The organism is Lysinibacillus sp. NPDC097195 (assembly GCF_044762075.1).
In the GTDB taxonomy this organism is placed as follows: Bacteria; Bacillota; Bacilli; order Bacillales_A; family Planococcaceae; genus Lysinibacillus.
Window position 1 is genome coordinate 1,581,874 of sequence record NZ_JBIWDP010000001.1, and the last position, 25,786, is coordinate 1,607,659.

The following is a 25,786-nucleotide window of genomic DNA, read 5'->3' on the forward strand; positions in this document are numbered from 1 at the left end:
TGTTTTACTCCTTTTCTAGTCGCAATTATTTTATAATTAGTTGCTGAATTTGTGCACAATAATAGCGCATTGCCTTATTTTATATGAAAAGAAATCGCCCTTACATTAGTTGAGGGCGATTTCTCTCGTGTTACCTGCGATTTACACAGGTTTATCCGCGATTTTGCTTCTTAAATATGTGCTACCTTTTTCGATTTTATTATTGCCAAGCGTAATAAATAAATGATAAAGACAACGCCTAATACACCAGCTCCTGTTAAATATACGGATGCATACCCTACTTGAACTGCCACCATACCTAAAATATATGATCCAAGGGCAATGCCAAGATCGAACATGGTAAAGTAGGTTGCAGTTGCGTAGCCGCTGCGTGTATGTGCAGTTGATTGGACGGCTAGCGCTTGCAGGCTCGTTGTAACAGCTCCGTAGCCAAAACCAACAAAAATTGCTGAAGTTAAAAATAACGTAGGTCCTGAAACATTAGCAAGGAGGATTAATCCAATTGCGAAAGAAATAATACCGGGGATAATAACAAATTGCGGTCCTTTCGTATCATAAAGCTTTCCTGTATAAGGACGGGTAATAAGCATAGCTGCTGCGAACACTGCATAAAAAAGACTTGCGACTGCCATTAGATGCTTCTGCTGTGCATAGACGGACAAGAAAGATAATACACTTGCATAAGAAAATGCCACCAAGCTGGCTATAGCCGCTACTGGCAATGCTTTACGTTCAAATAAATCATTTAACTTAAATGTTAATTTCCCTTGATGTTCCGGCTTCGGTATATCATCTGTATTCACGGTTACCGCAAGAATACCACCTGCTAAAACACAAATACTCATCACAATAAATAAAACATTAAAACTACTATATTGAATAAGAAGTAAACCAATAAATGGTCCAATGACAACGGCTAAATTTGTGGACATTGTAAAATAACCTAACCCTGCTCCCTTGCGGCTAGCAGGTACAATATCTGCCGCTAACGAACCGGCTGCTGTTGTAATAATACTAAAGAATATCCCTTGTACAAATCGCAAGCCTAATAAAAGACCAAATGGATGTATAAATAGATAGAAAATTGTACAAATGAAATAACCTACAATCGCGATGACTAAAAGTTTTTTCTTGCCGAATACATCTAATAATTTACCAGAGAATGGACGTACAATAATAGCTGATAATAAAAAGCCAGATAATAGTAAACCTGCTTCCTTATCTGTTTGGTGAAGTTCGCCAATTGCATATAGTGGCAATGTCGTTACCAAACCATAAAAAACAAAAAATACAGATATATTTGTTAAAAATAAACTAATGAACCGCTTTGTCCATATTTGTGTGTTGCCTTCTTGTTGCATGTCAATCAACCTTTCATTTTTTGCAATAGATTTATAAATTGCGACTGTTCCTCAACAGTAAGTGAGCCAACCATTTCCTCCTCAAACTCTAAGATGGTTTCAGTAATAATTGGCAATCTTTCCTTAGCCATTGCTGATAAAGTCACAATTTTTTCTCGTTTGTCTTCTCCATCAATTCTTTCTACCCAGCCTAAAGTTTCAAGCCGCGAAATAGCTCTCGTTACACTTGGCGCTTCGACATTCAAATACTTCCAAATTTGTGTTAATGTCATGGAACCGTGCGTATGTAGGCAATATAAAATCGTCCATTGCGAACTATATAATTGATGTTGTTTCAATACTTCATTTAAACAATTAGTTAAATAGCGACTTTTTTGAAACAAAGCATGGAAAACGGGATTCATATCATCACACTCCTAATTATTTACCTAGCTAAATAAATACTATACGCCTCATTTATTATGTTGTAAAGTAGGATGTTTTAAAAAAAAAGGTGGTTTTATATTGATTTAGAGGTGATTACTATGGAGGAAGTCGCGTTTCCATTCTCTCTACTGACGTTACCCGCTGTATAATCTCCAATAGCAGGGATTTTATAGTAAATGTCGAATACAGCTACTAGACTAAAAAAAGGGAGATGGGAACATGGGGAAAAACATTCTAATTATTGCGGGCGACGCTGTCGAGGCATTAGAAATTTACTATCCTTATTATCGCTGTTTAGAAGCAGGCTATGATGTATCCATTGCTGCGCCGTCAGTAAAAAAATTGCAAACGGTTTGTCACGATTTTGTTGATGGGGTTGATACGTATATCGAGCGCCCAGCATATGGCTTAGACGCTACGGTAGCCTTTGCTGATATTGATCCTACCCAGTTTGATGGTTTAATTATTCCTGGTGGACGAGCACCTGAATACATTCGCTTAAATGAGTATGTCCCTGCGCTTGTAAGCCATTTTTTTGAAGCAAATAAACCGATTGCTGCGGTTTGCCATGCGGCACAAATTTTCGCGACCATTCCAGAAGTATTAAAAGGGCGTGAACTGACTGCCTATATCGCCTGCAAACCAGAAGTCCAAGTCGCAGGCGGAACGTATATCGAGGCCAATCTTCACACAGATGGTAATCTTGTTAGCGGTCATGCTTGGCCTGATTTACCTGCTTTAATGCGTGAATTTATTGCAATTCTAGAGGGTTAATGAGGAAAGGATGCCGAATCGGCATCCTTTATTTTGCGGTTTCTTGCATTTCAATATCCACTACTTGTTGTGTTTCAGTGTTATACTTTATTCTGATGTAAACACCGAATTCTTTGTCTCCCTCTTTTAACCACAGCTTAAATTTTTCGATAGTCGCCCCTTCACCCAATTCACTGCCCTCATGCAAATAATCAATAATTTTCGAATTAGGATAGGATGATTGAATCTTTTCAATCGCTAGCTTCCCCCACTTAGCATAAGCAGGCGGTACTTCAGCATAGGTCTCTGGAATTTGGGGTATCGCTGCGTAGGAAGACATTAATATCCCAAGAGCTATAAGCATTTTTCGCATGTTTTAAACTCCTTTCTTGTTATAGAATGTGCAACAGACAAAAAATCATTATGGTTCTCTACTGTATGGAAAAACTTTAAATATGTATTGAACAGTATAACTTCTTTGCAAATACAAAAAATAAATGCTCCAGATGTTATCTTTGGAGCATTCCATATTTTAATGTCTTTTTGTTGTCGGCTGTTGAGGGTTATTATGAATTACTTTATTAAATTCAGCTGAATACTCTTCTCGATCATTTCTTTTATGTGTATCTTCTTTCTTTTTCTTTTTAAAGCTTGTTTTGCTTTTCTTTGCCATTGCTAACTCCCTCCAATCTTAGCTCTTTTTATTTGATTGTTGATTTTTATCGTGATTGGTTTTATTGTTTTTATTTTTCGCTTTGGCATCAAATTCAGCACTGAATTCTTCGTTTAAATTATCGTTTGGGTTATTGTTATTACTATTACTGTCATCAAGGTCTTTACTTTTATAAGTTCCAAAAGGATTATGTGTTCTGGCATTCATTGTTTTCTTACTGTTTTTATTATTTCGATTGCCCATAGCTATTCACCTCCTACTTGTAATGTGCACAGCCGAGAAGGTTTTATGCTTTGGAGAAAACTGCAATGACAGTACATTTATAGATGTCAATAAAAACGCTCCAGACTTTGCTCTGAAGCACTTACCCTAAAAAATATCTAATAAAACACTACGTAAGTTTGCTCTTTTTAATATTTTGTGTTTCAATTGCCAAGTTTTAATATACTAGGTTTAAACGATAGCACTACTAACATAATTACAATTATTGTTGCTGTTGCATTTAAAATCGTTAGCGATTGAGACAAGTCAAAAAACAAATTTAACAGTCCAACCCCGACAATTGGGATTATAAATCCTGAGTAAGAAGCAAAATAATACGCCGAAATGACACTCGAACGCTCTTCAGGTTTTGGCGCAATTCCAGCCAACTGTAGACTTGCTTGGAATGACCATCCCCCACCAATCGCTTGAATAAGGATGCCCATCCAAATAATTATAATATTAGATGATATTCCAGCTATAACCATTAACCATGCACCAATCAATTGCAGGCTTATTCCAATTCTTATCCGACTGACTGGTTGATATGGCCAGGATATTCGTTGCGCTAAACCACCTCCACCAAGAAGTAGTAAAATTAATAAGCCCGAAATGGCAAGATTAGACGTGTGAAGCACGGTTTTCACATATGTGGGAATTATCGATATAACAATTCCATTAAGTGTAAAAACAGTAAACCCAGTTAATCCAATAAAGGACCAAAAATTAGCACGAATATGTTGCGGGACCGCTATTTTTATTCGCATCGGTTGTTTTTTATTTTTCAATGTATGTTTGTCAGTAATTGTTACAAGCGAAATAGCTGCACTTATTAGCAAGACAAAAAGAACACCAAATGGGAACCGCAGTTGTTGGACTTGGATATATTGAATAATCAAACCACTTACAGCAGGTCCTACGCCAAACCCCACCATGATGCCCATACTAGATAAAGTTAATGCTTTAGCAGTCATTCCTTTTGGACTTTTCTTAAGTAATAAAGTAGTCGCTGTACCCATAAAAAGACCAAAACCAATACCTTCTAATATTCTTGACAGGTAAAGCTGCCAAGCAGATGTGCCTATAATAAATAAGATGACTGACATAATTGAAGTAAAAATACCAACCATTGTTATTTTCTTTATTCCATACCTAGTTCCGAGTTGCCCCGCCGCTAATAATGATGGTAAAAGAAAAATAGCATAAACGGCAAACAGCAAAGTAATTTCCAAATTACTTAAGTGAAATTTGTCCTGATATATAGGAAAGAGTGGCGTAGGAAATGTAGTCCCAATTGCCATCATAAATATTATCCACAACATTCGTTTCATCATTAATAACCTCTCTCATATTATTTTTAGTCAAAAGCCTCTTTTATACTTCCTGAAGCAGTTAGTATATACTTACTCCGAAGCGACCTTTTTAATATATACGGAAGACACTAGCGCAGCTAGAGAATAATGCATCATAGGATTGGCACTCCTACTATAACTACGAAATAAAAACTAGATGGAAATATAAAACGGAGGATGTTTTGAGGTATGGTAACAACACGCAACAAACAGTTAGGAGAATTTTTAAAAACAAGGAGAGCAAGAATCAATCCTGAAATGGTAGGATTACCTTCAGGAGGTAGAAGGCGTACTGCTGGTTTAAGACGGGAAGAAGTAGCACAATTAGCAGGAATAAGCGTAGATTGGTACACTTGGCTTGAGCAAGGTCGAAACATTCATGTATCCACTCAAGTTTTAGAAGAAATTGCGAGAGTTTTGCAATTGACTGGTAGTGAAAAAAGACATTTGTTTTTATTAGCAGAACAAGCGATTCCAATTGAAAATAATGAAAACAAAATTCAAATAAGTTCATCATTGCAATATTTTCTTGACCATCAAAATCCCTGCCCAGCTTATGTGACAAATTCAAGATGGGACTTTGTTGCTTGGAATCAAGCTGCATGTGAAGTATTTGGAGATTACAATAAAATGTCAGATTTAGAACGCAATTCTGTCTGGCGTACTTTCACATCAACTTATATGATGAATCTGTTAGACCGTTGGGAAGAACATGCACAAAGAAGATTGGCACAATTCCGAGATTCTCACGGTAAATATATTGATGATCCTTGGTGGAATGAAATGATTGAAAATCTCTCAAAAAAGAGTGACAAATTTAAAGAATGGTGGCCACAGTATGAGATTATGGGGGCTCCTGAAGGGAACAAGGTCCTCCACCATCCTAAAGTTGGAAAAATGATATTAGATCATATTTCTTTTCATGTGAGTGACGCACCTGATTTATTAGTTACTGTCCATTTGGCTAAAACGGAAGAAACATTTAAAAAGTTACAAAGATTGCTGACCCCATCCAAGGAAACTTGAGAAAGGAGGTTTGCTAGAGCTGCAAAAAAATTTAAAAGTACAAATCTAAATAGAATTGCTAACAAAGTTAGGGAATAGAAAAGGGCATCACATACTCGTGAAAAATAGTATGTAATGCCCTTTCAAGATTAATATCATCTAGACAATTGTATATTCAGTTATATTAAGTAATGCCCCAACTGCACCTGAAAAACCATGATCATTAATAAATACAGGTGTATGTTTTTTCGTGCGCGTATAATTGGCTATGACATTTGTAAGATGTTCATTATGACTTAGGGTCGAGCCAATGTATACGATATGTTGCGCATTTTTTTCCTCAGCATATTGTATACTTAATGTGGTAATTACCTCTCCTACTAGTCCTTGGACAGTAGCCAGGATATCCGCTGGTGGATGCTTGACTTCCTCCGTAATGCCGACATTACCAAAATTACTGGCAGTCAAATGCCCATCAATCGGTGTATCCATTCCTTGATAAATATCTTTAACAAGTAAATCAACACCCTCTCGATTACCTCTTGTAGCCATCTCTCGAATTTCATTGTAATCCGTAATCCCTGTTGTAAGCGCTGACAATCCTATTAACGTACCACCGCCAACGCCTGTCCCGCCAACACGAATATGGCTATTTCCTTCCATATAATGAATGGAAGTTCCTGTACCAATATTGGTAATCATACTACGCTCAAAGAAATATCCCTCTTTGTTTAATAAAAAACGAACACCCTTCAAGGTAGCTTCAAACTCTACTATATAATGAATCGATTTCATTGTTTTTATCACATCAAGTAATTGTTCTGTACGTCCCCCCGTAACACCAATATCCTCAATATCTGGATTATTTTTAATCCACTCCATTACAGTCTGCAAATCATTTGACGGAAAAGTTGTTAGCACAAGTTCATTGCGCTCATCTAAGTAAGCAACCTTCGTCAATGTGCCTCCTGCATCAATACCTATAGCCTTTGGCATACCATTCTCCTTTAACTTTATTCAGCAGAAATTTCTGCCTAAATAGACGGTTAGATGAATACTAGTTTACTCTTTTTAATCAGTGCACGTTTTATTGCCACTGATGTAAGTTCATGCCTCCGGCGATGTCGCGGATTTCGAAAGGAGTTATTGTGTATGCACAATTCAAAATCCTGACGCACTGGTTTTGCGCGAAAGCGAAACGTCAGCAATCATTTTCGCCGAGGCGCAATTGAATATTCGCCCTCCCTAAACTTTACCGCTGTTGAAATGATTGTGCAATAACTTGGCAAACTTTCATGCAAAAAAACATGAAAAATAGGATATTTAAAAGATAAAACCAATATATCATACCATAATATGTAAAAAAAGAGCCTCTGTCAAAACAGTAGACTCTTTTTGTAAAATTTATAACAATCTAAAAGCTAGTGTAATTATTGTGCAGAGTATCCGCCATCAATTACTAGTTCGCCACCTGTGATGTAAGAAGCTTCATCAGATGCTAAGAATAAAATAGCGTTAGCAACTTCTTCTGGTTGTCCAAGACGACCCATTGGAGTAGCACGCACTAACATATCCATCGCTTCTTTGAATTGACCGATATTAGCAGTCATTGGTGTTTCAATTACACCTGGGAATACTGTGTTTACACGAATGTTAGAACGACCTAATTCTGCTGCAGCAGCACGAGCGATTGCGCGTAAAGAACCTTTTGAAGCAGAATAAGAGTTAAAGCCAGAACCGATAATAGCAGTGTATGATGATGTATTAACGATAGAGCCTTTTCCAGCTTCTTTCATGTATTTAGAAACATGTTTAATGCCTAAGAAAGGACCGAAAGAGTTAATTTTGTGCATAATAGCCCAATCTTGGTCTGTAATATCTTGTGGAGATTTTTGTGAAGAAATACCAGCATTGTTGATTAAAATATCGATACGACCGTATTTTTCAACAACAGCTTTTGTAAATTCAGCCCAGTTTTCATCAGAAGAAACATCTAATTTCATGCCTTCTACGTTTTCTAATTCAGAAATTTTAGCTAAATTTTCTTCATTGATATCAGCAGCAATTACGATTGCGCCTTCTTTAGTGAATAGTTCTGCCATAGAAGCGCCCATTCCTGATGCGCCACCTGTGATAATTGCGATTTTGTTGTCTAAACGACCCATGTTTAAAACTTCCTCTCTGTTCTATTTCGCCTAAGCGAATCAAGCCTTGTTATGTAATTTTCATACTATCAGTCGGCTTGCTTTTTAAAACGCATACAGTTTTACCTTAAACTGTATATGTTTAAATAGTTTACTCATAAACTTTATCATATTTGTGAAGCGTTTTCAAAGAATATGTACGAAATTTGAACAATCTGTTTTAACTTTCCTCAATTTTGCGATACGATATACATAGTGGCTTGACTATTTGAACGGAGGAATACAATTGAAAGATCAAAAAACACTTTATAAAGAAGCGATGCAAGTTTTAAAAGAGACGAGTCGCACGTTTTATATACCGATTACTTTTTTAAAAAATGACTTAAAAATGTCAGTTGCTGCTGCATACTTAGCCATGCGAGCAATTGATGAAATTGAAGACCATGAAGAGCTTTCGAATGATGAGAAGTTTGATTTACTTTCAGCTACAAGTGAATTGTTAAAGAAAGACTTTGATGCAGTAGCTTATAGTTCTTTATTAGCTCCTTACGCCGAGCAATTACCTGAAGTTACGCTTCGCTTAGCCGACTGGTTAACATTTTGTCCAGATGGCTCTCGAACTATTGTCCAAGCATCTACAAGTGAAATGGCTTATGGTATGGCAAAATGGGCGAAAGCAAACTGGCAAGTGCATACAAAAGAAGATTTGGACGACTATACATACTACGTGGCTGGCCTCGTGGGAACGATGCTATCTGAGTTATGGGCATGGGGTGCAGGCGTTCAAACAGATCGCGATCTAGCAATTGGCTATGGTCGAGGACTGCAAGCAGTCAATATTTTACGTAATCAACATGAGGATTTAGAAGAGCGTGGCGTAAGCTTTGTACCGGACGGTTGGACACGTGAAGACTTATTTGCCTATGCCGAGGAAAACTTAGCGAAAGCCGATCTTTACATGAAGTCAATCAATAAACGCACTATACTATTATTCTGCCGACTTCCACTTGCTTTAGCACATAAAACATTGAAAGCGATGCAAGAAGGTCGTGAAAAAATGACACGTGCTGAAGTGGAGCAAACAGTCGAAGAAGTACAAGCAGACTAATAAGTGCCTGACACCCAAACAATTCTAACTATTCACTACAATTTATAAAAATTCAAAAGCCGCTGTGTTGAGAGATATCTCGCCACAGCGGCTTTTTTTAAATGACATGTACGTATTGACTAATGAGCTCATAGCTAAAATATAAAGTTAGTATGGTTAATAATGTGAAAACAACTTTTTCTACTTTTCCACCTGTTTTTGTCGTTAACGGAAAGCGAACCGACATGTTGATTGGAAAAAATAGCTTTACGCCTTGTTTTGTCCCCATATCCAGTAGAATGTGACTCGTTATTCCTACTAAAAGTCCCACAATGACCGACTCATATGGCATGAATGCATGTAACAATGCTGCTACAAGAAACAAAAACAGTAAACTATGTGTAAAGGAACGATGTCCAAATAGTCTGTTTACCATCTTAGAAATAATGGGAAATGTCCGCCCGATTTTACTTCCTCCGTGACAAATATCCGGAAGTAACGCACCGATCACTCCCGCTCCCACCAATACTAATGGATTATCATTAGAAATTTGAGCAATGGCAAGGCTTGCTGTGATGCCTCCAACGATGTGTGTATTCCCTTGCATAATTACTCCCTCTCTATGTATTAAAAATTCACTTTCTCACTGTACCATATTTCTCTCCAAAAGAGAACATACATTCCAAACATACGTTTTATTTTTTCGTATAGTCTTATAATACTAACAAAGTGAAAATTTTGAAATTATTTACTTTCCTTATGTATAGCTCGTATGGCTAGCGAGAAAAATGAGAACAGGAGGTACATATGAAAACATATAAAGGTATATTATTTATTGTCATCACGCTGGTCGCAAGTACATTGCTATGGGCTTTTGCTACTCCCATTGAAACGATACATCCGATAGATATGCTAAGCCATATTGTGGGGGGATTAGCCATTACAGGATTTTTTCTTGTATTTTTACTCGCAACAAGAAGTAAAATTCTTGAACGATGGTTTCATGGTTTAGAACATGTTTATACGTATCACAAATTTTTAGCAATTCTATCATTAGGGTTCGTTATTTTACACAGTCAATTACAAGATATGATTCCACATGGTGAAAAAGCACTGGACACCCCGCTCAGCGACTTAGCAAAAGAACTTGGAGAACTTGCGCAATATGGCTTTATCGGACTAATTGTTATTGCCCTATTTGCCAAATTTTTAAAATATGAGCATTGGCGCTTTATTCACCGATTATTGCTTATCCCCTACGCGCTAGGCCTTTACCATGCCTACTTTTCAAGTAAATATGATTTATTTCAAGCGACACCACTCGGTATTTTCACCGTCATCACTGCTATTGTAGGAACGATGTCCGCCTTGTACATGCTAACCATGTATCAAGACATGCGATTTAAACATAGAGGTACAGTTACTGGCATACGAAAAGTAGGACCAAACGCTGTTGAATTAGCCATAACATTAAATCAAAAATTATCCTATCGTGAAGGACAATATATCTTTTTAAAAATATTTCAAACAGGGTTAGAAAAAGCACCACATCCTTTTTCCATTTCAGGAGGAGATGGAAAAACCATCTTTGTAACAATTAAGGCACTTGGTGATTTTACAACAAAGGTCAACACAGATATACAATTGGATACACAAGTTGCTATCGAAGGCCCCTACGGTCATTTAAACTTTGACAAAGGTCATCAACAGCAAATATGGGTAGCTGGTGGTGTTGGCATTACACCCTTTTACTCATATTTACAATCACGCCCTATCAATCAAGATGTTGAATTATTTTATTCGTTCCGCGGTCAAAACGATGCGTTGTATAAAGATTTTTTACAAAATTACGCGGATAACAACAAGCATTTCAAGGTCCATTTTATTGATACGACGACTATGGACAGACTGGACTCTCTGCATTTTACAGTGCCTGTTCAGTCAAGCATCTTTTTATGTGGCCCAGCAAAAATGGTGAAACATTTGACCAAGCATTTTAAATCCCTATCCAATGAAGTCGATATCAACTTTGAAAGTTTTAAATTTAAATAATGTCACTTAAAAATAGAAAGAGGCTTACACCCTTTTGTAGGTGCAAGCCTCTTTCGACTATTTTACAATTAATTCCTTCCGCGGCTAAATAAAAGTTTATTTTTCATGATAATGACGCTTACTACAGCTAATAGCAGACCTGAAATCATAAAGACTACTCTAATTCCTAATACATCCGCAATAATGCCCATCACTAAAGAGGAAATGCCAAATCCCCCTGTCAAAATAGCGCTTAAAGCAGTATAGACTGACGACAAATCGCTTCTTGGAACACTCGTTTGAATTACTGTGTGTTGGGGGATGCTCTTTATTTGACCAAAAAGCCCAACACAAAACGACAACAATAAGGCGATCGTAGGAATACTATTGACACTAAACAAAATCGTTACACAACACGTAAATAATGATCCTATAAACATTACTTTCGCAATTTTCTTATCTATGGATGCGCTATATTTTACACAATAAACACTACCCACTATTAACCCTACGAAATAGGTGCCATTTATAAAGCCCCACCATCGCTTGTCAACATGGAGCGCATCATTGACAAATACTAAGACAATGGCTGCAATCCATACTGTACCTGCAATCGTTTCAAGAACATCTATCCAAACAATTTGTCGTAACAGAGGCGTGTGCCAAAGCATTTTCCAACCCTTTACAACTTGCTTCATTTTCCCTTGTTGTTCAAAGGATTGTTGGTCGACATTTTCTAATAAACATAAGGCAATACTCGCAATGGCGAATAACCCTCCGACAACCCAAACGAGTTGCTGTGAGCTAAGAAAAAGTAAAAACAAGCTACCTACAAACCACATGATCGATTGAATAAATTGCGTAACGGCTTCATCAATGCCGTTTGCTTTTAACAATTGTTCATCTTTTACATAGTGAGGAACCAATGTCTGCCTTATTGGATTTGCACAGCCATCAAGGAAGGCGATGATACTAATGACAAGAAACAATATATAATAATTAGTAGCCGTTATTCCAAATAACAATAGCCCTAATACAAATAATAAACCTGTTTTTCCTATTTGCGAACCTGCTAGTAGCCACTTTAAATTCACTTTTTCAAATAACAGCGGTGTCAGTATACCCGATACAAACATAGACGTTGCTATCGTAAATGGAACAAAAGATGCGGCAATTGCTGATCCTGTCATAAGATAAATGACATGAATAATACTCACGATATATAAAACGTCACCTATATTTGCTAGTGACTGCCCTAAGAGTAATAACCAAAAATTTTTACCCAATTTCATAAACATTCCCCCGTTTTTTAGAAAATTAATTCAAAAAATGGGTGTTTTTAAATTGGACGAATCATGCAAACTTCCTCCCCCATTTTACGAAATCCTTGTCAGTAAAATGGGTAATTTTTAAATTGGACTACACATCTAAACTTACCTTCCTTTGCTAGTAGATAAATCTTGGGGGAATTAGATTTATCAATTTTTAAGTATGTATGATTTACTGCTCTTCAGTAAATTAATAATTCATTATATGCAAACAACAGTGATTCACTTATATTTTTGTTGAATCGTTTGTAGATGTTGTGCTTTAACTATCTCAGTTACATGCATTTGAGGTCGTAATTTCTTATAAATGGACTCAATTTCATGTTGAGTAAAAACTTGTTTACTTGATTGATTGCGTGTTGCAATAAAACGTTTTAGATTTTCTCGCTTTAAAACATATACATTTTCGGATTTAACCTCTACTTTTTTCAAGACACATCGTTCACTAAATACAATGACAGAATGAAATATTTCATCTGGTAGCCCTAGGAACTTTTGAATAGCTCTTATATGCGTAGCATTTTGACGAATTGGATTATAAAATTTAAATTTTTTATTGTTCTTCATCGTTTGTGTCCACTGTTGCTGCGCTTCATTGCCAAAAATCCATCCGCTATAATTTTTAGATTCTATGACATATAAACCCGTACGATCTATATAAAGTAAGTCCACTTCCGTCCAGTCTTGAGAATTCTTTTTTAGTATATAAACATTCAATAATTGCTTATGACTTTTTAAAGCATGCTTTTCAATGATACGGGATGTTAAATACTCTCCGTACTTTCCTTTATCAAACATTACCTTCAACATTTTATTATGCGTTAAAGCATAGTAAATACTTGCTCGGTAGTTCTTTTGTTTCACATAAAAAATTAGTAGAACCATCGTTAAAATTGTTATCATAAAAACGATTAGCACGAAACATTCCTCCTTTAAATCAATGAAGGTTTTAAGTTTAAAAAGTAATGCTCCACTTATCACTTACATAATCATACCAAAATTTACTAAAAAATCATATTTTTTATTATTAGAGCATGAAAAAGTAGATGCTTTCATAAGGTGTTAATGTTCTGAGAAAAATTCAATCTAGGTTTCTAGGAATTTTATTAACAAATAATTAGTAAAATAATATGCCTTTAACACACTAAATTTCCATTATTATCAACTATGCTGAAAGAGAGGTTTTTTAATGAATTATTATGATCCGTATTATAGTGATTATGATGCAGTCTTTGGTGGCTTCATGCTGTTATTCTTTTTCGTGTTTTTAGTATTTTTAATTATTGGCTACGTTGTTAATGCACTCATTTATTTTACGGCATCGAAAACAAATGGCTTTAGTGATGTCGCTTATATTGCATGGATTCCGATTATCAATATTTATAGTCTATTTCTACTTACTGCACCTGGTGATGATGATGTTACTATTCGTGCAGCGGCGAAAAAAACCACTTTAATTTATGCAGGATTATTTATTATTTCGTTCGTTCCGCTGGTCGGCTTTTTAGCTTCCATCGTTATGTTTGGCTATTGGATTTTCTACACATATCGTCTTCTATACCGTTGGACGGATGATACGGGCAAAGCAGTTCTCTACATTATTTTATCTATCCTCACATGCGGCTTATTCTATGCTATCTACGGCCTAATGCGCATGAGACGACCTTTTATCGTGTAAAAAATACATTATATCCTCTTTCGTCTATTAGACTGAAAGGGGATTTTTTGTGAATTAACGCTCACTTTCCCTCATATTTCCAATATTTTTAAAAAAGCCGTCAACAATGTCTATGACTATGCTATATTATAGTTAGAAAATTTAGACTTTCAAACTTTCAAAGCAAAGGGGATTTTGATTATGTATGAAAATATTTTAAGACATCCAGGACCGACACCCATTCCAAAAAAAGTGCAACTTGCGATGAACCGAGATATCTTCAGCCATCGAAGTACTGAATTTGTTGAGCTCTATCGTGAAACAATTGAACTTGTTAAACCTATTTTTGGCACAAAGCAGGACATATTATTGCTTCCATCTGGTGGTACAGCTGCATTAGAGGCGGCCGCTGTCAATACCGTTAGTGCAGGCGAAGACGTTGTAGTCATTACGGTAGGTGCATTTGGGGATTATTTCGTGTCCATTTGTGAAAAATATGGCTTTAACGTACATAAGCTGGCGAAACAATGGGGACAAGCATGCACAGCTGAAGAGTTACGTAACTTTTTACAGCCATTACAACATATAAAAGCTGTTTTTATAACGTACAATGAAACGTCAACTGGTATTTTAAATCCAGTTGCTACATTAGCACAGGTTGTACGTGAAGAAAGCGATGCGTTAGTCATTGTAGATGGCGTAAGCTGTATTGGCGGTGCACCTGCTGAGATGGATGCCTGGGGTATCGATATACTCGTGACAGGCTCACAGAAGGCCATGATGCTGCCACCAGGACTTTCACTGGTTAGCGTAAGCGATCGAGCATGGAAAGTTATCGAAGAAAATCAAACACCATCTTATTATTTAAATTTATTAAGCTATCGTGAATGGGCTGAAAAGGGAATGACACCTAATACTCCTGCCATTACACTTATTTATGGTTTACATGAGGTATGTAAACTAATTGAGCAAGAAGGTGGGTTTGCTCATACGGTTGCCCGTCATGAACTAATGAAAAATATGGTGCGCAGTGCGATGAGAGCACTTAATATTGAGCTTTTAACTGCGGATGAATATGCTTCACCAACAATAACTGCCATCATGGCTCCAAAAGGCATTGTATTAGGTGAATTTTTAACGCATCTTAAACAACGATATCATTTAGATTTTGCTGGTGGACTTGGTCATTTACAAGGGGAAATGTTCAGATTTGGTCATATGGGCTACTGCTTCCCTAGTGATGTTTTACAAGCCGTTTCTTTAATGGAGGCCGCTCTGCAGGACTTTGCTTATGACTTTGAGCCGGGTGCAGGTGTTAGCGCAGCGCATAAAGTTTTTTTAGCAGCACAATGTAAATAAAAGTAATGACTGCTTGGCAATAATAGCCAAGCAGTCTTTTATTGAGATAGAGTTATCGAACACGTTGCTTTATATATCTCTCACGCATCTCCTGCGGCACCATACTGCCCCCTGTAGCCCACACAAGATGTGTTGCTTGCTCCATCTTATCCAGTAAATGATGCTTCTTTAAAAAGTCGCGGCCGTTGGTCATTAAATGAATGGGGCCAAACATTCCTGCATGTGCAGATGGCTCTAAAAATAGCCCTTCACTGTCCATGGCTAAAGCAAGTGATGTAAACAATTCTTCATCTTGTACTGTATAACAGCCGCTAATATAAGTTTCCATCACTTTACCTACAAATTTCGATGCACGGCCAACCGCTAGACCATCGGCTTCTGTTTTATTGTCTAAGCCAATATCCTCTACACTGATTTCATCATGTAACCCTGTCATTAATCCAATAGTCATACAGGGGGATGCCGTTGGTTCAGCAAAGAAAATATACACGTGCTGACCAAATATTTCCCGTAAACCATAGGCAACCCCACCAGGACCTCCCCCGACACCACACGGTAAATAAACGAACAATGGATGCTCCGCATCGACTTGAATGTTTGTCTTCTCTAATTGGACTTGTAAACGTTTAGCCGCTACCGCATAGCCGGCAAATAGGTCTTTGGAATTTTCATCATCTATAAAATGGCACATTGGATTCTGTGCAGCTTCCTTCCTTCCCTGCTCTACAGCGACACTATAATCTGCCTCATATTCTATAACCGTTGCCCCTTTTTCTCTTAATAATGCTTTCTTCCACTGTTTTGCGTCACTGGACATATGTACAACGACATTGAATCCCATTTTCTTGCCCATTATGCCGATACTGAGCCCTAAGTTACCTGTAGACCCTACTGCTATCGTGTATTGCTGGAAAAACATTCGTAATTCGTCAGTTGCTAATACGGCATAATCATCTTCTACTTTCAACTTACCATTCGCTAGAGCCAGGCGCTCGGCATGTTTTAATACTTCATAAATGCCTCCACGCGCCTTGATTGAACCCGAGATTGGTAATGCATGATCACCCTTTAATAAAAATTGACCAGGGATGGATACATGGAACTGTTTTTCAAGCGCTGCCTTCATGCCATTAATCGGCTGAATGGAAGATTCAATATACCCATTACTTTCCTGCAATTCAGGAAAGGCAACTTTTAAATAGGAAGAAAAGCGTTGTAGCGTTTCTTCCGCATGCTCAACTTCTTCCATTGAAAAGTACGTTGAACTTGCCTTTTTCATCCACTTTGTATTCTCCCAAAATACAGTTTCACGCATTTTTATATGTTGGAGCTGCGGATATAGCTGAAATAATTCGTCTTTTAGTTTATTTTCCATCTGCTGATCCCTCCATTTTTTGTGCTAAAATTGCTCGTTCACAAATTTGTCGAAATTTCATTTCAAACAAAATATTGTTTTCTTTCGTTCTTTTTTTCGGTCCCTTGGTTCGTCCACCTGCTCGTCTAATCTTCTGTCCTACATGGCGCATATCGAGCAAACGTTCGATATTTTCACTAGACATTTCCCTACCATTTTGATCAATTGGATACCCCCCACGCGCTAAAACCATGGCTGCTAAACCGTAATCCTGTGTAATGACGATATCATGCTTTGAAAGCGCATTCACTAGCGTGAAATCAACCGAATCTGGACCCTTCGGCACAATTATTGTTATTACATTTTCACGTTCAATACGGTGTGATGTATCGCAAAATAAGATAGTTTCAATCTCAAACTCAGATGATATAGATAGCGCCAAATCCACGACTGGACAGGCATCAGCGTCAATTAATACCTTAACAATAAAGCATCATTCCTTTCTCATAATTAGATGAATCAAGCACTCCATCATTATTTTAATATACCTTTTCCCGGACACCGATTGCTCATTTTTTCACAAAGTCAAAAAGTATTTTATTGAATAGTGTGACAAATAGATATACGATACACCTATCAATCATTTGGAGGTTTTCATTATGACAACAACAACTGTAAGTAACGATCAATTGGCAAAAGAATATGTTGATGGCGTGTTTGAGCAACTGAAACAACAAAACAGTCATCAAGCGGAGTTTTTACAAGCAGCTGAAGAAGTATTCATTTCATTAGTGCCTGTATTTGCACAACATCCTGAATATATTAAAGCAAATATTCTTTCACGTATCGTCGAGCCTGATCGCATTATTTCTTTCCGTGTAGCATGGCAAGATGATAACAACCAAGTGCAAGTAAATCGTGGGTATCGAGTACAGTACAGCAACGTAATGGGGCCTTACAAAGGCGGACTTCGCTTCCACCCTTCCGTAAACGAATCCATTATTAAGTTTTTAGGCTTTGAACAAATCTTTAAAAACGCGTTAACTGGTCAACCAATCGGTGGTGGTAAAGGCGGATCAAACTTTAATCCTAAAGGTAAATCCGATTCAGAAATCATGCGTTTCTGCCAAGCATTCATGACTGAATTATACCGTCATATTGGTCCAGATGTCGATGTTCCTGCTGGTGATATCGGTGTAGGTGCTCGTGAAGTGGGTTATCTATGGGGTCAATATAAGCGTTTAACAAAAGCAAGCGAATCAGGTGTGCTCACTGGTAAAACACCTGGCTACGGTGGTTCATTAGCTCGAAAAGAAGCAACAGGTTACGGTACAGTATACTTTGTAGAAGAAATGTTAAAAGACGTAAATGACTCATTTGAAGGTAAAACTGTGGTCGTTTCGGGTTCTGGAAATGTATCCACTTATGCAATTGAAAAATCACAGGCATACGGTGCAAAAGTCGTTGCTTGTTCAGACTCATCTGGCTACATTTATGATCCAGAAGGTTTAGATCTTGACGCAATTAAAGAAATTAAAGAAGTAAAAGGCGACCGTATATCAACTTACGTAGAATATCGTCCAAATGCTACATTTACAGAAGGTTGTACAGGTATATGGTCTATTCCATGTGATATCGCACTGCCTTGTGCAACACAAAACGAAATTAACGGCGACGCAGCTCGTACATTAATCTCTAATGGTGTTAAAGCAATTGGTGAAGGTGCCAATATGCCTTCAGATCTTGAAGCAATAAACGAATTTTTAAATGCTGGCGTATTATTTGGACCTGCGAAAGCGGCAAATGCTGGCGGTGTAGCAGTTTCGGCATTAGAGATGGCACAAGATTCAAGTCGTGTATTCTGGTCATTTGAAGAAGTAGATGCGAAGTTGCATCAAATTATGAAAAATATTTATGCAGACAGTAAAGCTGCAGCAGAGAAATATGGCTACCCAGGAAACTTAGTAGTTGGTGCTAATATCGCAGGCTTTGTGAAAGTTGCGGATGGTATGTTAGCTGAAGGTGTCTATTAAAAAGTTTATTCGGTCTTTCTAACATCTAGTAACTAGAATGAGCGATTAAAATTTTTGAATTTTCCTTCTCCTTGTAAGATGATAACGAATATTCGTTATCATCTTATTTTTTTATATAAAACATGTAAAAAAATAAGTATATCTAATAATAAAACGAACATTTTTATATTAATGTTTCAAAACATTCGTGTTATAATAATAAGGTACTATGAAATATTGGAGGGTTTTTTGTGGAATTATTGTATACAGGTAAAACGAAAAATGTGTTTAAGTTAGAAGATGGTCATTACTTATTAAAATTTAAAGATGATGTCACTGGTGAAAATGGCGTTTTTGATCCTGGCGCAAATACGGTTGGCTTAACAATTGATGGTGCCGGCTTAGCAGGTCTACGCCTAACTTCTTATTTCTACTCAAAACTAAACGAACAAGGTGTCCCAACACACTATGTAGATGCAAACTTCGACGATGCTACAATGACGGTTAAGCCTGCAACGGTATTCGGTAAAGGCTTAGAAGTGATTTGCCGCTTTAAAGCAGTTGGTTCTTTCCTACGTCGCTATGGCGCTTACGTACAAGAAGGACAACCATTAGATTCTTTCGTAGAAGTAACAATTAAAGACGACGACCGTCTAGATCCTCCAATTTCTGAAGATGCTTTAGCGATGTTAAACCTGTTAACACATGAAGAATATGCTATTTTAAAACAGCGCACAATTGAAATTTCTCAATTTGTTGCTGCTGAGCTTGCAAAAAAAGGCTTAACACTTTACGATATTAAATTAGAATTTGGTCGCGATGCCCAAACAAATGAAATATTATTAATTGATGAAATTTCTGGCGGTAATATGCGTGCTTATAAAGGTGAACAATACATCGAGCCATTAGAGCTTGAAAAAATTATGTTAGCGGACTAATGAATAATCCCTTTCTAGACAATTTCCTATATTGCCTAGAAAGGGATTTTTTATCTTGACAAAGCCTTTTAAATAAAGATATAAAATCTTTGCATCATTTTCCTATTAATTTCCTGTGGACGATTAGCATATTTATCAATTAAGCTAAAAAAAGTCAGTTTAGATAATCAATGTTACTAAACGCATTTTTTTGAAACTTTTTGCCACTTCACTCGTATATTGAATTGGAACAAGTTTATCATCTCAGGAGGTAGTTTAATGGAAAACTATAATGAAACACCACAACAAGAAAGGCCTCAGGTTAATCCTTTTCTGTCTACTTGGATGCATCCAAAGCAAACTGCACGCTACATGATCGATGCCAAATCGATTGGTTATGCAATCCTTGTTATGTCAATCGGATATATTGGTTCTTTGCTTTCTGGCCTTATAGATAGTAATTTCTTACTTGACGTATCCCCATGGATTATCGTACTATTTTGCGTGATTTTAGCACCCATTGCAGCAATAGTTGGTACAGCATTTTCAAGTCTTATCATTTGGTTATTTGGTAAATTATTTAAAGGAACTGCAACGTATTCTAATTTGTTTAAAGCTTTGAGCTTAACTGCTGTTCCATTTATCGTAGTCATTCCATTTTACGTAATTTGGCTATTTACATCACCTGAATCATTAATGGATACGAATTTTATAGGGTCTGCTCCATGGATTTTTTGGCTATCACTGTTAGCAACAGCTGTTACGAGTGTTTGGTCATTTGTAACAACAGTGGCTGTTGTAGCAGAAGCACATCAAATTTCAAATTGGAAAGCATTCTTCACTATTTTTATTCCTTCAGTTATTATCGGTATCGTTGTTTTTGTACTTGTTATTATCGTCATAATTGGCGTAATTGGCATTAGCATGATGTAACTCCCCTCTTGTCTTTAGGGAATAGCAGTTAAAAAAACTTATATTCATAAGTTTTTAGATTTACTGTGTCCATGAAACATTGTTACGTTAAAATACTATTCACAAGAAAAGCCACGAAACGTTGATAATACAACATTCGTGGCTTTTGTGTGTTTTCTATCTTTCGTTTGCAAACTAGTATGCTTGCTCATTTGTCGTTATGCTAAAATTGATTTTTTACATAAGGAGGATAAAATACACCATTTTCTTTTTTCTAAGAGATTTATATACTTTTTAGCTTTTAATGTTATATTCCGAACAAGTTATTATTTTTTATTTTTAAGTTCTAAAACAATCGGTGTTGTATTCAGCAACATAGAAATAATCGTCAACAACCATACCCCCTTTTCCATAGTAGGTACAACATCTAATAATGCTGCCCAATCTTCACCTTTTACCCAATCAGATACTAGGCTATATTGTGCACAAAGTGTCAATGCTGTAAATGATAACCCCATCGCCATCGCAAGCTTATAATCTTTACCTGTTGCATACAAAAAAATATTTATAAAAGTTGCTACTATTGAGATAAGACCGAATATTAACCACATTATTATGCCCCCATTATCGTTTTATTTAAGATTCAGGTGTGTATGAAGTTAAATAAGTTAAATAATCCCTTTAAATATATAGACTGGTTTTATTTGAGTAAGTTCCTTTTACTTTGATTACGCGTGTCTTACCATCTGCCCTAGCTGATGAAAAGGAATGGAGATTTGCATCATTAAAATTTTAACTGTAATTGCATTTTGCTCATTACATACTCACGTAATGGCTGTATTCTTCATTGTCAGGCTCACATTAACTTTTAAGACAATAAAAAATACAGTCTTTAATGTTTTAAAGACTGTATTTAATGGATAAACTATTGAGTTTTAGGATGATGTTTTGCCTGTAAGAACAAGCGAACGTTTTTTTATTTTTATACAGATAGTATTGTTTGTTGCTGGAATAACTCTGATACGCCAGAGGCAACAGCAGCCCCACTAACAGCGCGTGAAACAATTTCCACAACACGCTCATCTAATGATTTAGGCACAATATACTCTTCAGCTAATTCTTCATCACTAACAAGTGAAGCGATTGCTTCTACCGCTGCTAGCTTCATATCTTCGTTAATATCTGTTGCGCGCACGTCTAAAGCTCCGCGGAAAATTCCTGGGAAAGCAAGCACATTGTTAATTTGATTTGGATAATCTGAACGACCTGTTCCCATAATACGCACACCCCAAGCTTTGGCATTTTCGTACGTAATTTCTGGGTTCGGATTCGCCAGTGCAAAGACTACTGGATTTTCATTCATTGACGCAATATGCGCTTCTGTTAATAAATTCGCAACGGATACGCCGATAAAGACATCTGCTCCTACTAGAGCATCTTCTAACGTTCCATGGATTTTATTTGGATTTGTTAAATGAGCCACTGCTTCTTTAATTGGGTTCATACCTTCTGGGCGACCTTCATAAATGATTCCTTTTGTGTCACACATATATATATTTTTATAACCCATTTGTACAAGAATACGTAAAATGGCAATACCTGCTGCACCAGCACCGTTAATAACGACTTTCATTGTTGCAATATCTTTTTTAACGATTCGATTAGCATTAATCATGCCTGCACCTACAACAATTGCCGTACCATGCTGGTCATCATGAAATACAGGAATATCACATTCTTGACGTAAGCGATCTTCAATTTCAAAGCAACGTGGTGCTGAAATATCCTCTAGATTAACGGCACCAAATGTTGGCGCAAGCGCCTTCACAATGCTGACGATTTCATCCGTACTTTTCGTATCTAAACAAATTGGAAAAGCATCAACATTGGCAAAACGCTTTAATAAAATTGCCTTCCCCTCCATAACTGGTAGTGCTGCTTTCGGTCCAATATCGCCTAACCCTAATACAGCTGTCCCATCAGAAACAATCGCAACCATATTGCCTTTCATTGTATAGTCATAGACAAGCGATGGATTTTTCTCAATTTCAATACATGGTGCTGCTACACCTGGTGAATACGCTAGGCTAAGATCATACGAGTCTTGCACAGGCACCTTTGAAATCACCTCTAATTTCCCACTATAATGCGCATGCATATCTAACGCCTTTTTCATAATATCCATTCAATCCGCCCCTTTTACTTTTTTAATGTATGTCAGAATCATAATACTTTGTGAAATCATAGTCAACAAAAAATATACAAAAAACATTATTTCCTTTGGTACGACAGCATTTTACATCGAAAATTACAAGATTTAGTATTGTTATATATTTCACAATCTATTATTTTAAAATAATAAATAAATGAATGGAGCTATTGTTAAACGTACTAATAACAGCAATAAACCTGTTCAACTTTTCACATAGTATTTTTCTGCAGTAAATGAGAAAAATTTCACAAACTTTTGTAAGCGCATCCATTGATATAACAACCTCTGCCACATTTTCTCCACATTTTTTCACAAACATTTTTATTATTTAATAGAAAATATTTAATATACAGATGTATTTTTTAGATTGAATGTTCTTATCTCACTAAAAAATAAAAAAGAGCCCTTAACATAAGGACTCTGGAGCGTCTAACCAAACTTATAGAATTAACGTACCGTAGCTGATTTCTGCACAGGCGCTTCTTGATGATTTTTTACATAAGCTCTTAGTGTAAGGACTCCTGCATAAATTGTTTCGTAAATGCTGTTATAATATGTTTGGACGACCATTGTTCCCCCGACACTTTTGTAATCGGGTAATCACGACGAAAAATTGCTTTCGTTATAGCTTCCACCGAGTAGCCTTCATTATAGAGCTTCAGGATTTCCCCTTGTAACTCCTCTAAATAGTCTATTTTTTCGATAATTTTTGCCCGACCATTTGCTAGAAAACCTGCGTGACAGCAATAAACCTTTTCAAAATCATAGTGCAATAGTTTCTTTAACGACGCCAAAGTATGTACAATGTTTTCCTCTTCTAGCACAACCTTTGTTTTCGTTTGAATATATAAATCACCTGTAAACATAGCACCTGTTGCGCGATTATAAAACGACAAATGGTCCGTTGTATGGCCTGGAGTTGCGATAATGTCCCATGTGCCCGTTTTCGTTTCAAGTGTATCCCCAAATGGCTGTGCATGAAATGCAGGTCGCTGACCCCATAGTACTTGACGGTAAAGCGGATAGTTCCCGTCTGCCGCACAAGCCATAACTGACTCATGATGAACGTAAATAGGGACATCCTTTTGTTGCTGTATCCATGCGGCATTTCCCGAATGATCCTCATGGGCATGCGTTAAGGCAACTTGCTCAACCGGCAGCTTATCAAAAAAAGATTGAAACTCCTGTGCTAGTGAGTTAGAGCCTGTATCAATAAGCAAGCCATCCACATAAAAGCTATAAACACTCATGCCAAATCCTTGAGTCGATACTTTGCCAAGCGCACATTGCACATCCTCATGTTGTTCGATTTCAATACTTTTATCTAATTTATACATAGTGCTCCCCCTTCCCCTTTGTACAAAAAGTGTAGCATAAAATGAATGGTGAGTCATTTTTCAGTAAATATTGCGAAATGCATTGTTGATTTAATCTGTTTAGCTACATTCCGCACATGGATAATGAATGCGATATTCATGAAAAATAATAAAAGTGCGCCAATAAATAATAAAATCATTTGTTCAATATAAATAAGATGCATGAGGAATGTCCAGCTAGCCATCACAACTACGACAACCCACTTGTATTTTTTCATAAAATCAATCGTTGTAGCACGTAAATTATTACGTTGCTCCATGGCCAATAGGATTTGGCCAAATTGCAAAAGAATTAATAAATCAATGACCCCTGTAAATATTATCAGCCAGTAACTAATGAGCGTATCTGCTGACACAAGCGGCACCATGACAAGCACGAGCGCAATAACAATTAAGCGCTTCGCCAACGTTTTACCGTCAAAATAAGATAGGCTCTTTAACAGTGCTCCGTAACTAAGCAATTGCTGTAAATAAAACGCATAAGGGAAGATATTTAACAAAATTAATTTTAAAAAAAGCGCAATAGTTAGCCACTTCAATAGTTTTAACTGTTGCTGTTTTTCTTGGCTTTCAATCATGTGGCAAACTCCCCTCTGTTATGTTTTTGATATCAAATGGAGCTTTCCGAAGAATCCATATTGGCAATATTCCTTCCGGCCCGCTTATCCCAACCATCTTTTGAAGATCTAAAGCAGCTTCCTTACTTTGGAGCGAAATGGATACTAACTGATCTTTTTTAACAGCAATAGGGAAATCTTCTGTCGTGAGCGTTTTACCATTAACATCTATTTCGTTGATTTCAATGCTTCCTTGTAAAATTTCCGGAATTAATACTTCGTCAAATACTGCATCTTGCATCAATCGAAACTTCGCTGTTTGAATCCCATTATTAGAGCCTGAGGAAGACACAAAACTATAAGCTACTTCATCAGCTGGACGTTCAAAGTCCAATTGCAAAGTTGTGGACAGCTTTTTTCCATCATCTAAAACAAGATAGATTGCACCACTATCTATTAATTTTTGCATTTCATCTTTATTGCCAATAAAATAAGCTGAACGCATTAACTGGTAGCGCCCTTGTTCTGTGACATCTGCTGGATAATAAAACATAGGTTGATCTTTTGCTGGCTGTTCATAGTAGTGCGCGAATAAAGTTACTTCTCCTGCCTGTAAATATTGCACAGCGCGGTGATCGCTTTTATTTGTCACATAGTGAATATTCAAGTCATGCGTTTCATTTCCGCTGTAAAAATCATATGCAAGCGGCACTGTAATAGGCTGCGCTAATTGATTTTGCAAATAAAATGCACTATTGCCAAACAGCAATACCGCAATAAATCCTAGTGCCAGTACAAATTTCTTATCTGCACCTCGTTGTATGGCTGTTCTCACCACAAAAGCCGTTAGCAGTGATAAGCCAATGGCACAAAGCCAGTAGATTGTTGGTGAAAACTTTGACATGCCTTCCTTAAAGGTTGCAAGTTGGATTACCTTTTTTTGAAATGCAATAAAATATACCGCTCCTTCTGTCATCATTGTTGGCACGATGCTCACCCCCTTTCTCTA

The 25,786-nt window shown here is 36.8% G+C and carries 27 protein-coding genes; 9 read left to right on the forward strand and 18 right to left on the reverse strand.

Annotation, left to right across the window (positions count from 1 at the left end):
• Positions 1-170: 170 nt before the first annotated feature.
• Positions 171-1,361 carry an MFS transporter gene (locus ACIQXI_RS08205; protein ID WP_402923343.1) on the reverse strand — a complete coding sequence of 397 codons (1,191 nt, stop codon included), beginning with the start codon at positions 1,359-1,361 and terminating at the stop codon, positions 171-173.
• Positions 1,362-1,366: 5 nt separating this feature from the next.
• On the reverse strand, positions 1,367-1,765 hold the full coding sequence (locus ACIQXI_RS08210) for a MarR family winged helix-turn-helix transcriptional regulator (RefSeq protein WP_402923345.1): 399 nt from the start codon (positions 1,763-1,765) through the stop codon (positions 1,367-1,369).
• A gap of 241 nt (positions 1,766-2,006) precedes the next feature.
• Here ACIQXI_RS08210 and ACIQXI_RS08215 point away from each other — a divergent pair, with 241 nt between their 5' ends.
• The gene (locus ACIQXI_RS08215) at positions 2,007-2,561 is read left to right on the forward strand and encodes a DJ-1/PfpI family protein (protein WP_402923347.1); all 555 of its coding nucleotides are present in this window, start codon (positions 2,007-2,009) and stop codon (positions 2,559-2,561) included.
• 28 nt (positions 2,562-2,589) lie between these two features.
• Here the strand turns inward: ACIQXI_RS08215 and ACIQXI_RS08220 are convergent, their stop codons facing one another.
• The 4 genes from ACIQXI_RS08220 to ACIQXI_RS08235 form a co-directional block, all read right to left on the reverse strand.
• On the reverse strand, positions 2,590-2,913 hold the full coding sequence (locus ACIQXI_RS08220) for a DUF3889 domain-containing protein (protein ID WP_402923349.1): 324 nt from the start codon (positions 2,911-2,913) through the stop codon (positions 2,590-2,592).
• A 159-nt stretch (positions 2,914-3,072) separates the two neighbouring features.
• Positions 3,073-3,213 carry a hypothetical protein gene (locus ACIQXI_RS08225; RefSeq protein ID WP_172771014.1) on the reverse strand — a complete coding sequence of 47 codons (141 nt, stop codon included), beginning with the start codon at positions 3,211-3,213 and terminating at the stop codon, positions 3,073-3,075.
• An 18-nt stretch (positions 3,214-3,231) separates the two neighbouring features.
• Positions 3,232-3,456 carry a hypothetical protein gene (locus ACIQXI_RS08230; RefSeq protein WP_172771013.1) on the reverse strand — a complete coding sequence of 75 codons (225 nt, stop codon included), beginning with the start codon at positions 3,454-3,456 and terminating at the stop codon, positions 3,232-3,234.
• 182 nt (positions 3,457-3,638) lie between these two features.
• Positions 3,639-4,808, reverse strand: a complete 1,170-nt coding sequence (locus tag ACIQXI_RS08235; RefSeq protein ID WP_402923351.1) for an MFS transporter — start codon at positions 4,806-4,808, stop codon at positions 3,639-3,641.
• A 207-nt stretch (positions 4,809-5,015) separates the two neighbouring features.
• On the opposite strand from ACIQXI_RS08235, the gene ACIQXI_RS08240 reads away from it, so the two are divergent.
• A complete protein-coding gene (locus ACIQXI_RS08240) occupies positions 5,016-5,852 on the forward strand; it encodes a helix-turn-helix transcriptional regulator (protein ID WP_402923352.1) in 837 nt (278 codons plus the stop codon).
• Between the two features lie 138 nt (positions 5,853-5,990).
• On the opposite strand, the gene coaW is transcribed toward ACIQXI_RS08240, so the two are convergent.
• Positions 5,991-6,827, reverse strand: a complete 837-nt coding sequence (gene coaW / locus ACIQXI_RS08245; RefSeq protein ID WP_402923354.1) for a type II pantothenate kinase — start codon at positions 6,825-6,827, stop codon at positions 5,991-5,993.
• 434 nt (positions 6,828-7,261) lie between these two features.
• The gene (locus ACIQXI_RS08250; RefSeq protein WP_402923356.1) at positions 7,262-7,996 is read right to left on the reverse strand and encodes an SDR family NAD(P)-dependent oxidoreductase; all 735 of its coding nucleotides are present in this window, start codon (positions 7,994-7,996) and stop codon (positions 7,262-7,264) included.
• A 265-nt stretch (positions 7,997-8,261) separates the two neighbouring features.
• Between ACIQXI_RS08250 and ACIQXI_RS08255 the strand changes: the two genes are divergently transcribed.
• On the forward strand, positions 8,262-9,083 hold the full coding sequence (locus ACIQXI_RS08255) for a squalene/phytoene synthase family protein (RefSeq protein WP_402923358.1): 822 nt from the start codon (positions 8,262-8,264) through the stop codon (positions 9,081-9,083).
• Positions 9,084-9,180: 97 nt separating this feature from the next.
• Here ACIQXI_RS08255 and ACIQXI_RS08260 read toward each other — a convergent pair whose 3' ends face one another.
• Positions 9,181-9,669: a metal-dependent hydrolase gene (locus ACIQXI_RS08260; RefSeq protein WP_402923360.1), complete on the reverse strand. Its 489-nt coding sequence runs from the start codon at positions 9,667-9,669 to the stop codon at positions 9,181-9,183.
• 200 nt (positions 9,670-9,869) lie between these two features.
• On the opposite strand from ACIQXI_RS08260, the gene ACIQXI_RS08265 reads away from it, so the two are divergent.
• Positions 9,870-11,114 carry a ferredoxin reductase family protein gene (locus tag ACIQXI_RS08265; RefSeq protein WP_402923362.1) on the forward strand — a complete coding sequence of 415 codons (1,245 nt, stop codon included), beginning with the start codon at positions 9,870-9,872 and terminating at the stop codon, positions 11,112-11,114.
• Positions 11,115-11,182: 68 nt separating this feature from the next.
• On the opposite strand, the gene ACIQXI_RS08270 is transcribed toward ACIQXI_RS08265, so the two are convergent.
• Positions 11,183-12,385 carry an MFS transporter gene (locus tag ACIQXI_RS08270; protein WP_402923363.1) on the reverse strand — a complete coding sequence of 401 codons (1,203 nt, stop codon included), beginning with the start codon at positions 12,383-12,385 and terminating at the stop codon, positions 11,183-11,185.
• A 258-nt stretch (positions 12,386-12,643) separates the two neighbouring features.
• Positions 12,644-13,339, reverse strand: a complete 696-nt coding sequence (locus ACIQXI_RS08275) for a nuclease-related domain-containing protein (RefSeq protein WP_402923365.1) — start codon at positions 13,337-13,339, stop codon at positions 12,644-12,646.
• A 271-nt stretch (positions 13,340-13,610) separates the two neighbouring features.
• Between ACIQXI_RS08275 and ACIQXI_RS08280 the strand changes: the two genes are divergently transcribed.
• Both ACIQXI_RS08280 and ACIQXI_RS08285 read left to right on the forward strand, forming a co-directional pair.
• Entirely contained in the window at positions 13,611-14,099 is a 489-nt protein-coding gene (locus ACIQXI_RS08280; protein ID WP_402923366.1) for a hypothetical protein, read from the forward strand.
• A gap of 180 nt (positions 14,100-14,279) precedes the next feature.
• The gene (locus ACIQXI_RS08285) at positions 14,280-15,437 is read left to right on the forward strand and encodes a pyridoxal-phosphate-dependent aminotransferase family protein (protein WP_402923368.1); all 1,158 of its coding nucleotides are present in this window, start codon (positions 14,280-14,282) and stop codon (positions 15,435-15,437) included.
• A 52-nt stretch (positions 15,438-15,489) separates the two neighbouring features.
• Here the strand turns inward: ACIQXI_RS08285 and ACIQXI_RS08290 are convergent, their stop codons facing one another.
• Both ACIQXI_RS08290 and ACIQXI_RS08295 read right to left on the reverse strand, forming a co-directional pair.
• A complete protein-coding gene (locus tag ACIQXI_RS08290; protein ID WP_402923370.1) occupies positions 15,490-16,812 on the reverse strand; it encodes a D-serine ammonia-lyase in 1,323 nt (440 codons plus the stop codon).
• The gene (locus ACIQXI_RS08295; protein WP_402925713.1) at positions 16,802-17,278 is read right to left on the reverse strand and encodes a YaiI/YqxD family protein; all 477 of its coding nucleotides are present in this window, start codon (positions 17,276-17,278) and stop codon (positions 16,802-16,804) included. Before ACIQXI_RS08295 ends, ACIQXI_RS08290 begins: the two co-directional genes overlap by 11 nt.
• Positions 17,279-17,450: 172 nt before the next feature.
• Here ACIQXI_RS08295 and gdhA point away from each other — a divergent pair, with 172 nt between their 5' ends.
• From gdhA to ACIQXI_RS08310, 3 genes are all read left to right on the forward strand, one after another.
• Positions 17,451-18,824, forward strand: a complete 1,374-nt coding sequence (gene gdhA / locus ACIQXI_RS08300) for an NADP-specific glutamate dehydrogenase (protein WP_402923372.1) — start codon at positions 17,451-17,453, stop codon at positions 18,822-18,824.
• 230 nt (positions 18,825-19,054) lie between these two features.
• Positions 19,055-19,741, forward strand: a complete 687-nt coding sequence (locus ACIQXI_RS08305; protein ID WP_402923373.1) for a phosphoribosylaminoimidazolesuccinocarboxamide synthase — start codon at positions 19,055-19,057, stop codon at positions 19,739-19,741.
• A 258-nt stretch (positions 19,742-19,999) separates the two neighbouring features.
• Positions 20,000-20,653 (forward strand): YIP1 family protein, encoded by a 654-nt coding sequence (locus ACIQXI_RS08310; RefSeq protein WP_402923375.1) that lies wholly within the window; start codon positions 20,000-20,002, stop codon positions 20,651-20,653.
• A gap of 305 nt (positions 20,654-20,958) precedes the next feature.
• Here ACIQXI_RS08310 and ACIQXI_RS08315 read toward each other — a convergent pair whose 3' ends face one another.
• From ACIQXI_RS08315 to ACIQXI_RS08335, 5 genes are all read right to left on the reverse strand, one after another.
• Positions 20,959-21,243, reverse strand: a complete 285-nt coding sequence (locus ACIQXI_RS08315) for a hypothetical protein (protein WP_402923377.1) — start codon at positions 21,241-21,243, stop codon at positions 20,959-20,961.
• Positions 21,244-21,614: 371 nt separating this feature from the next.
• Positions 21,615-22,817, reverse strand: a complete 1,203-nt coding sequence (locus tag ACIQXI_RS08320) for an NAD(P)-dependent malic enzyme (protein ID WP_402923378.1) — start codon at positions 22,815-22,817, stop codon at positions 21,615-21,617.
• A 533-nt stretch (positions 22,818-23,350) separates the two neighbouring features.
• Complete coding sequence (locus ACIQXI_RS08325) at positions 23,351-24,181, reverse strand: MBL fold metallo-hydrolase (RefSeq protein WP_402923380.1); 831 nt, start codon at positions 24,179-24,181, stop codon at positions 23,351-23,353.
• A 53-nt stretch (positions 24,182-24,234) separates the two neighbouring features.
• Entirely contained in the window at positions 24,235-24,798 is a 564-nt protein-coding gene (locus ACIQXI_RS08330) for a hypothetical protein (RefSeq protein WP_402923382.1), read from the reverse strand.
• Entirely contained in the window at positions 24,791-25,765 is a 975-nt protein-coding gene (locus ACIQXI_RS08335) for a hypothetical protein (RefSeq protein ID WP_402923384.1), read from the reverse strand. Before ACIQXI_RS08335 ends, ACIQXI_RS08330 begins: the two co-directional genes overlap by 8 nt.
• Between the last annotated feature and the right edge of the window lie 21 nt (positions 25,766-25,786).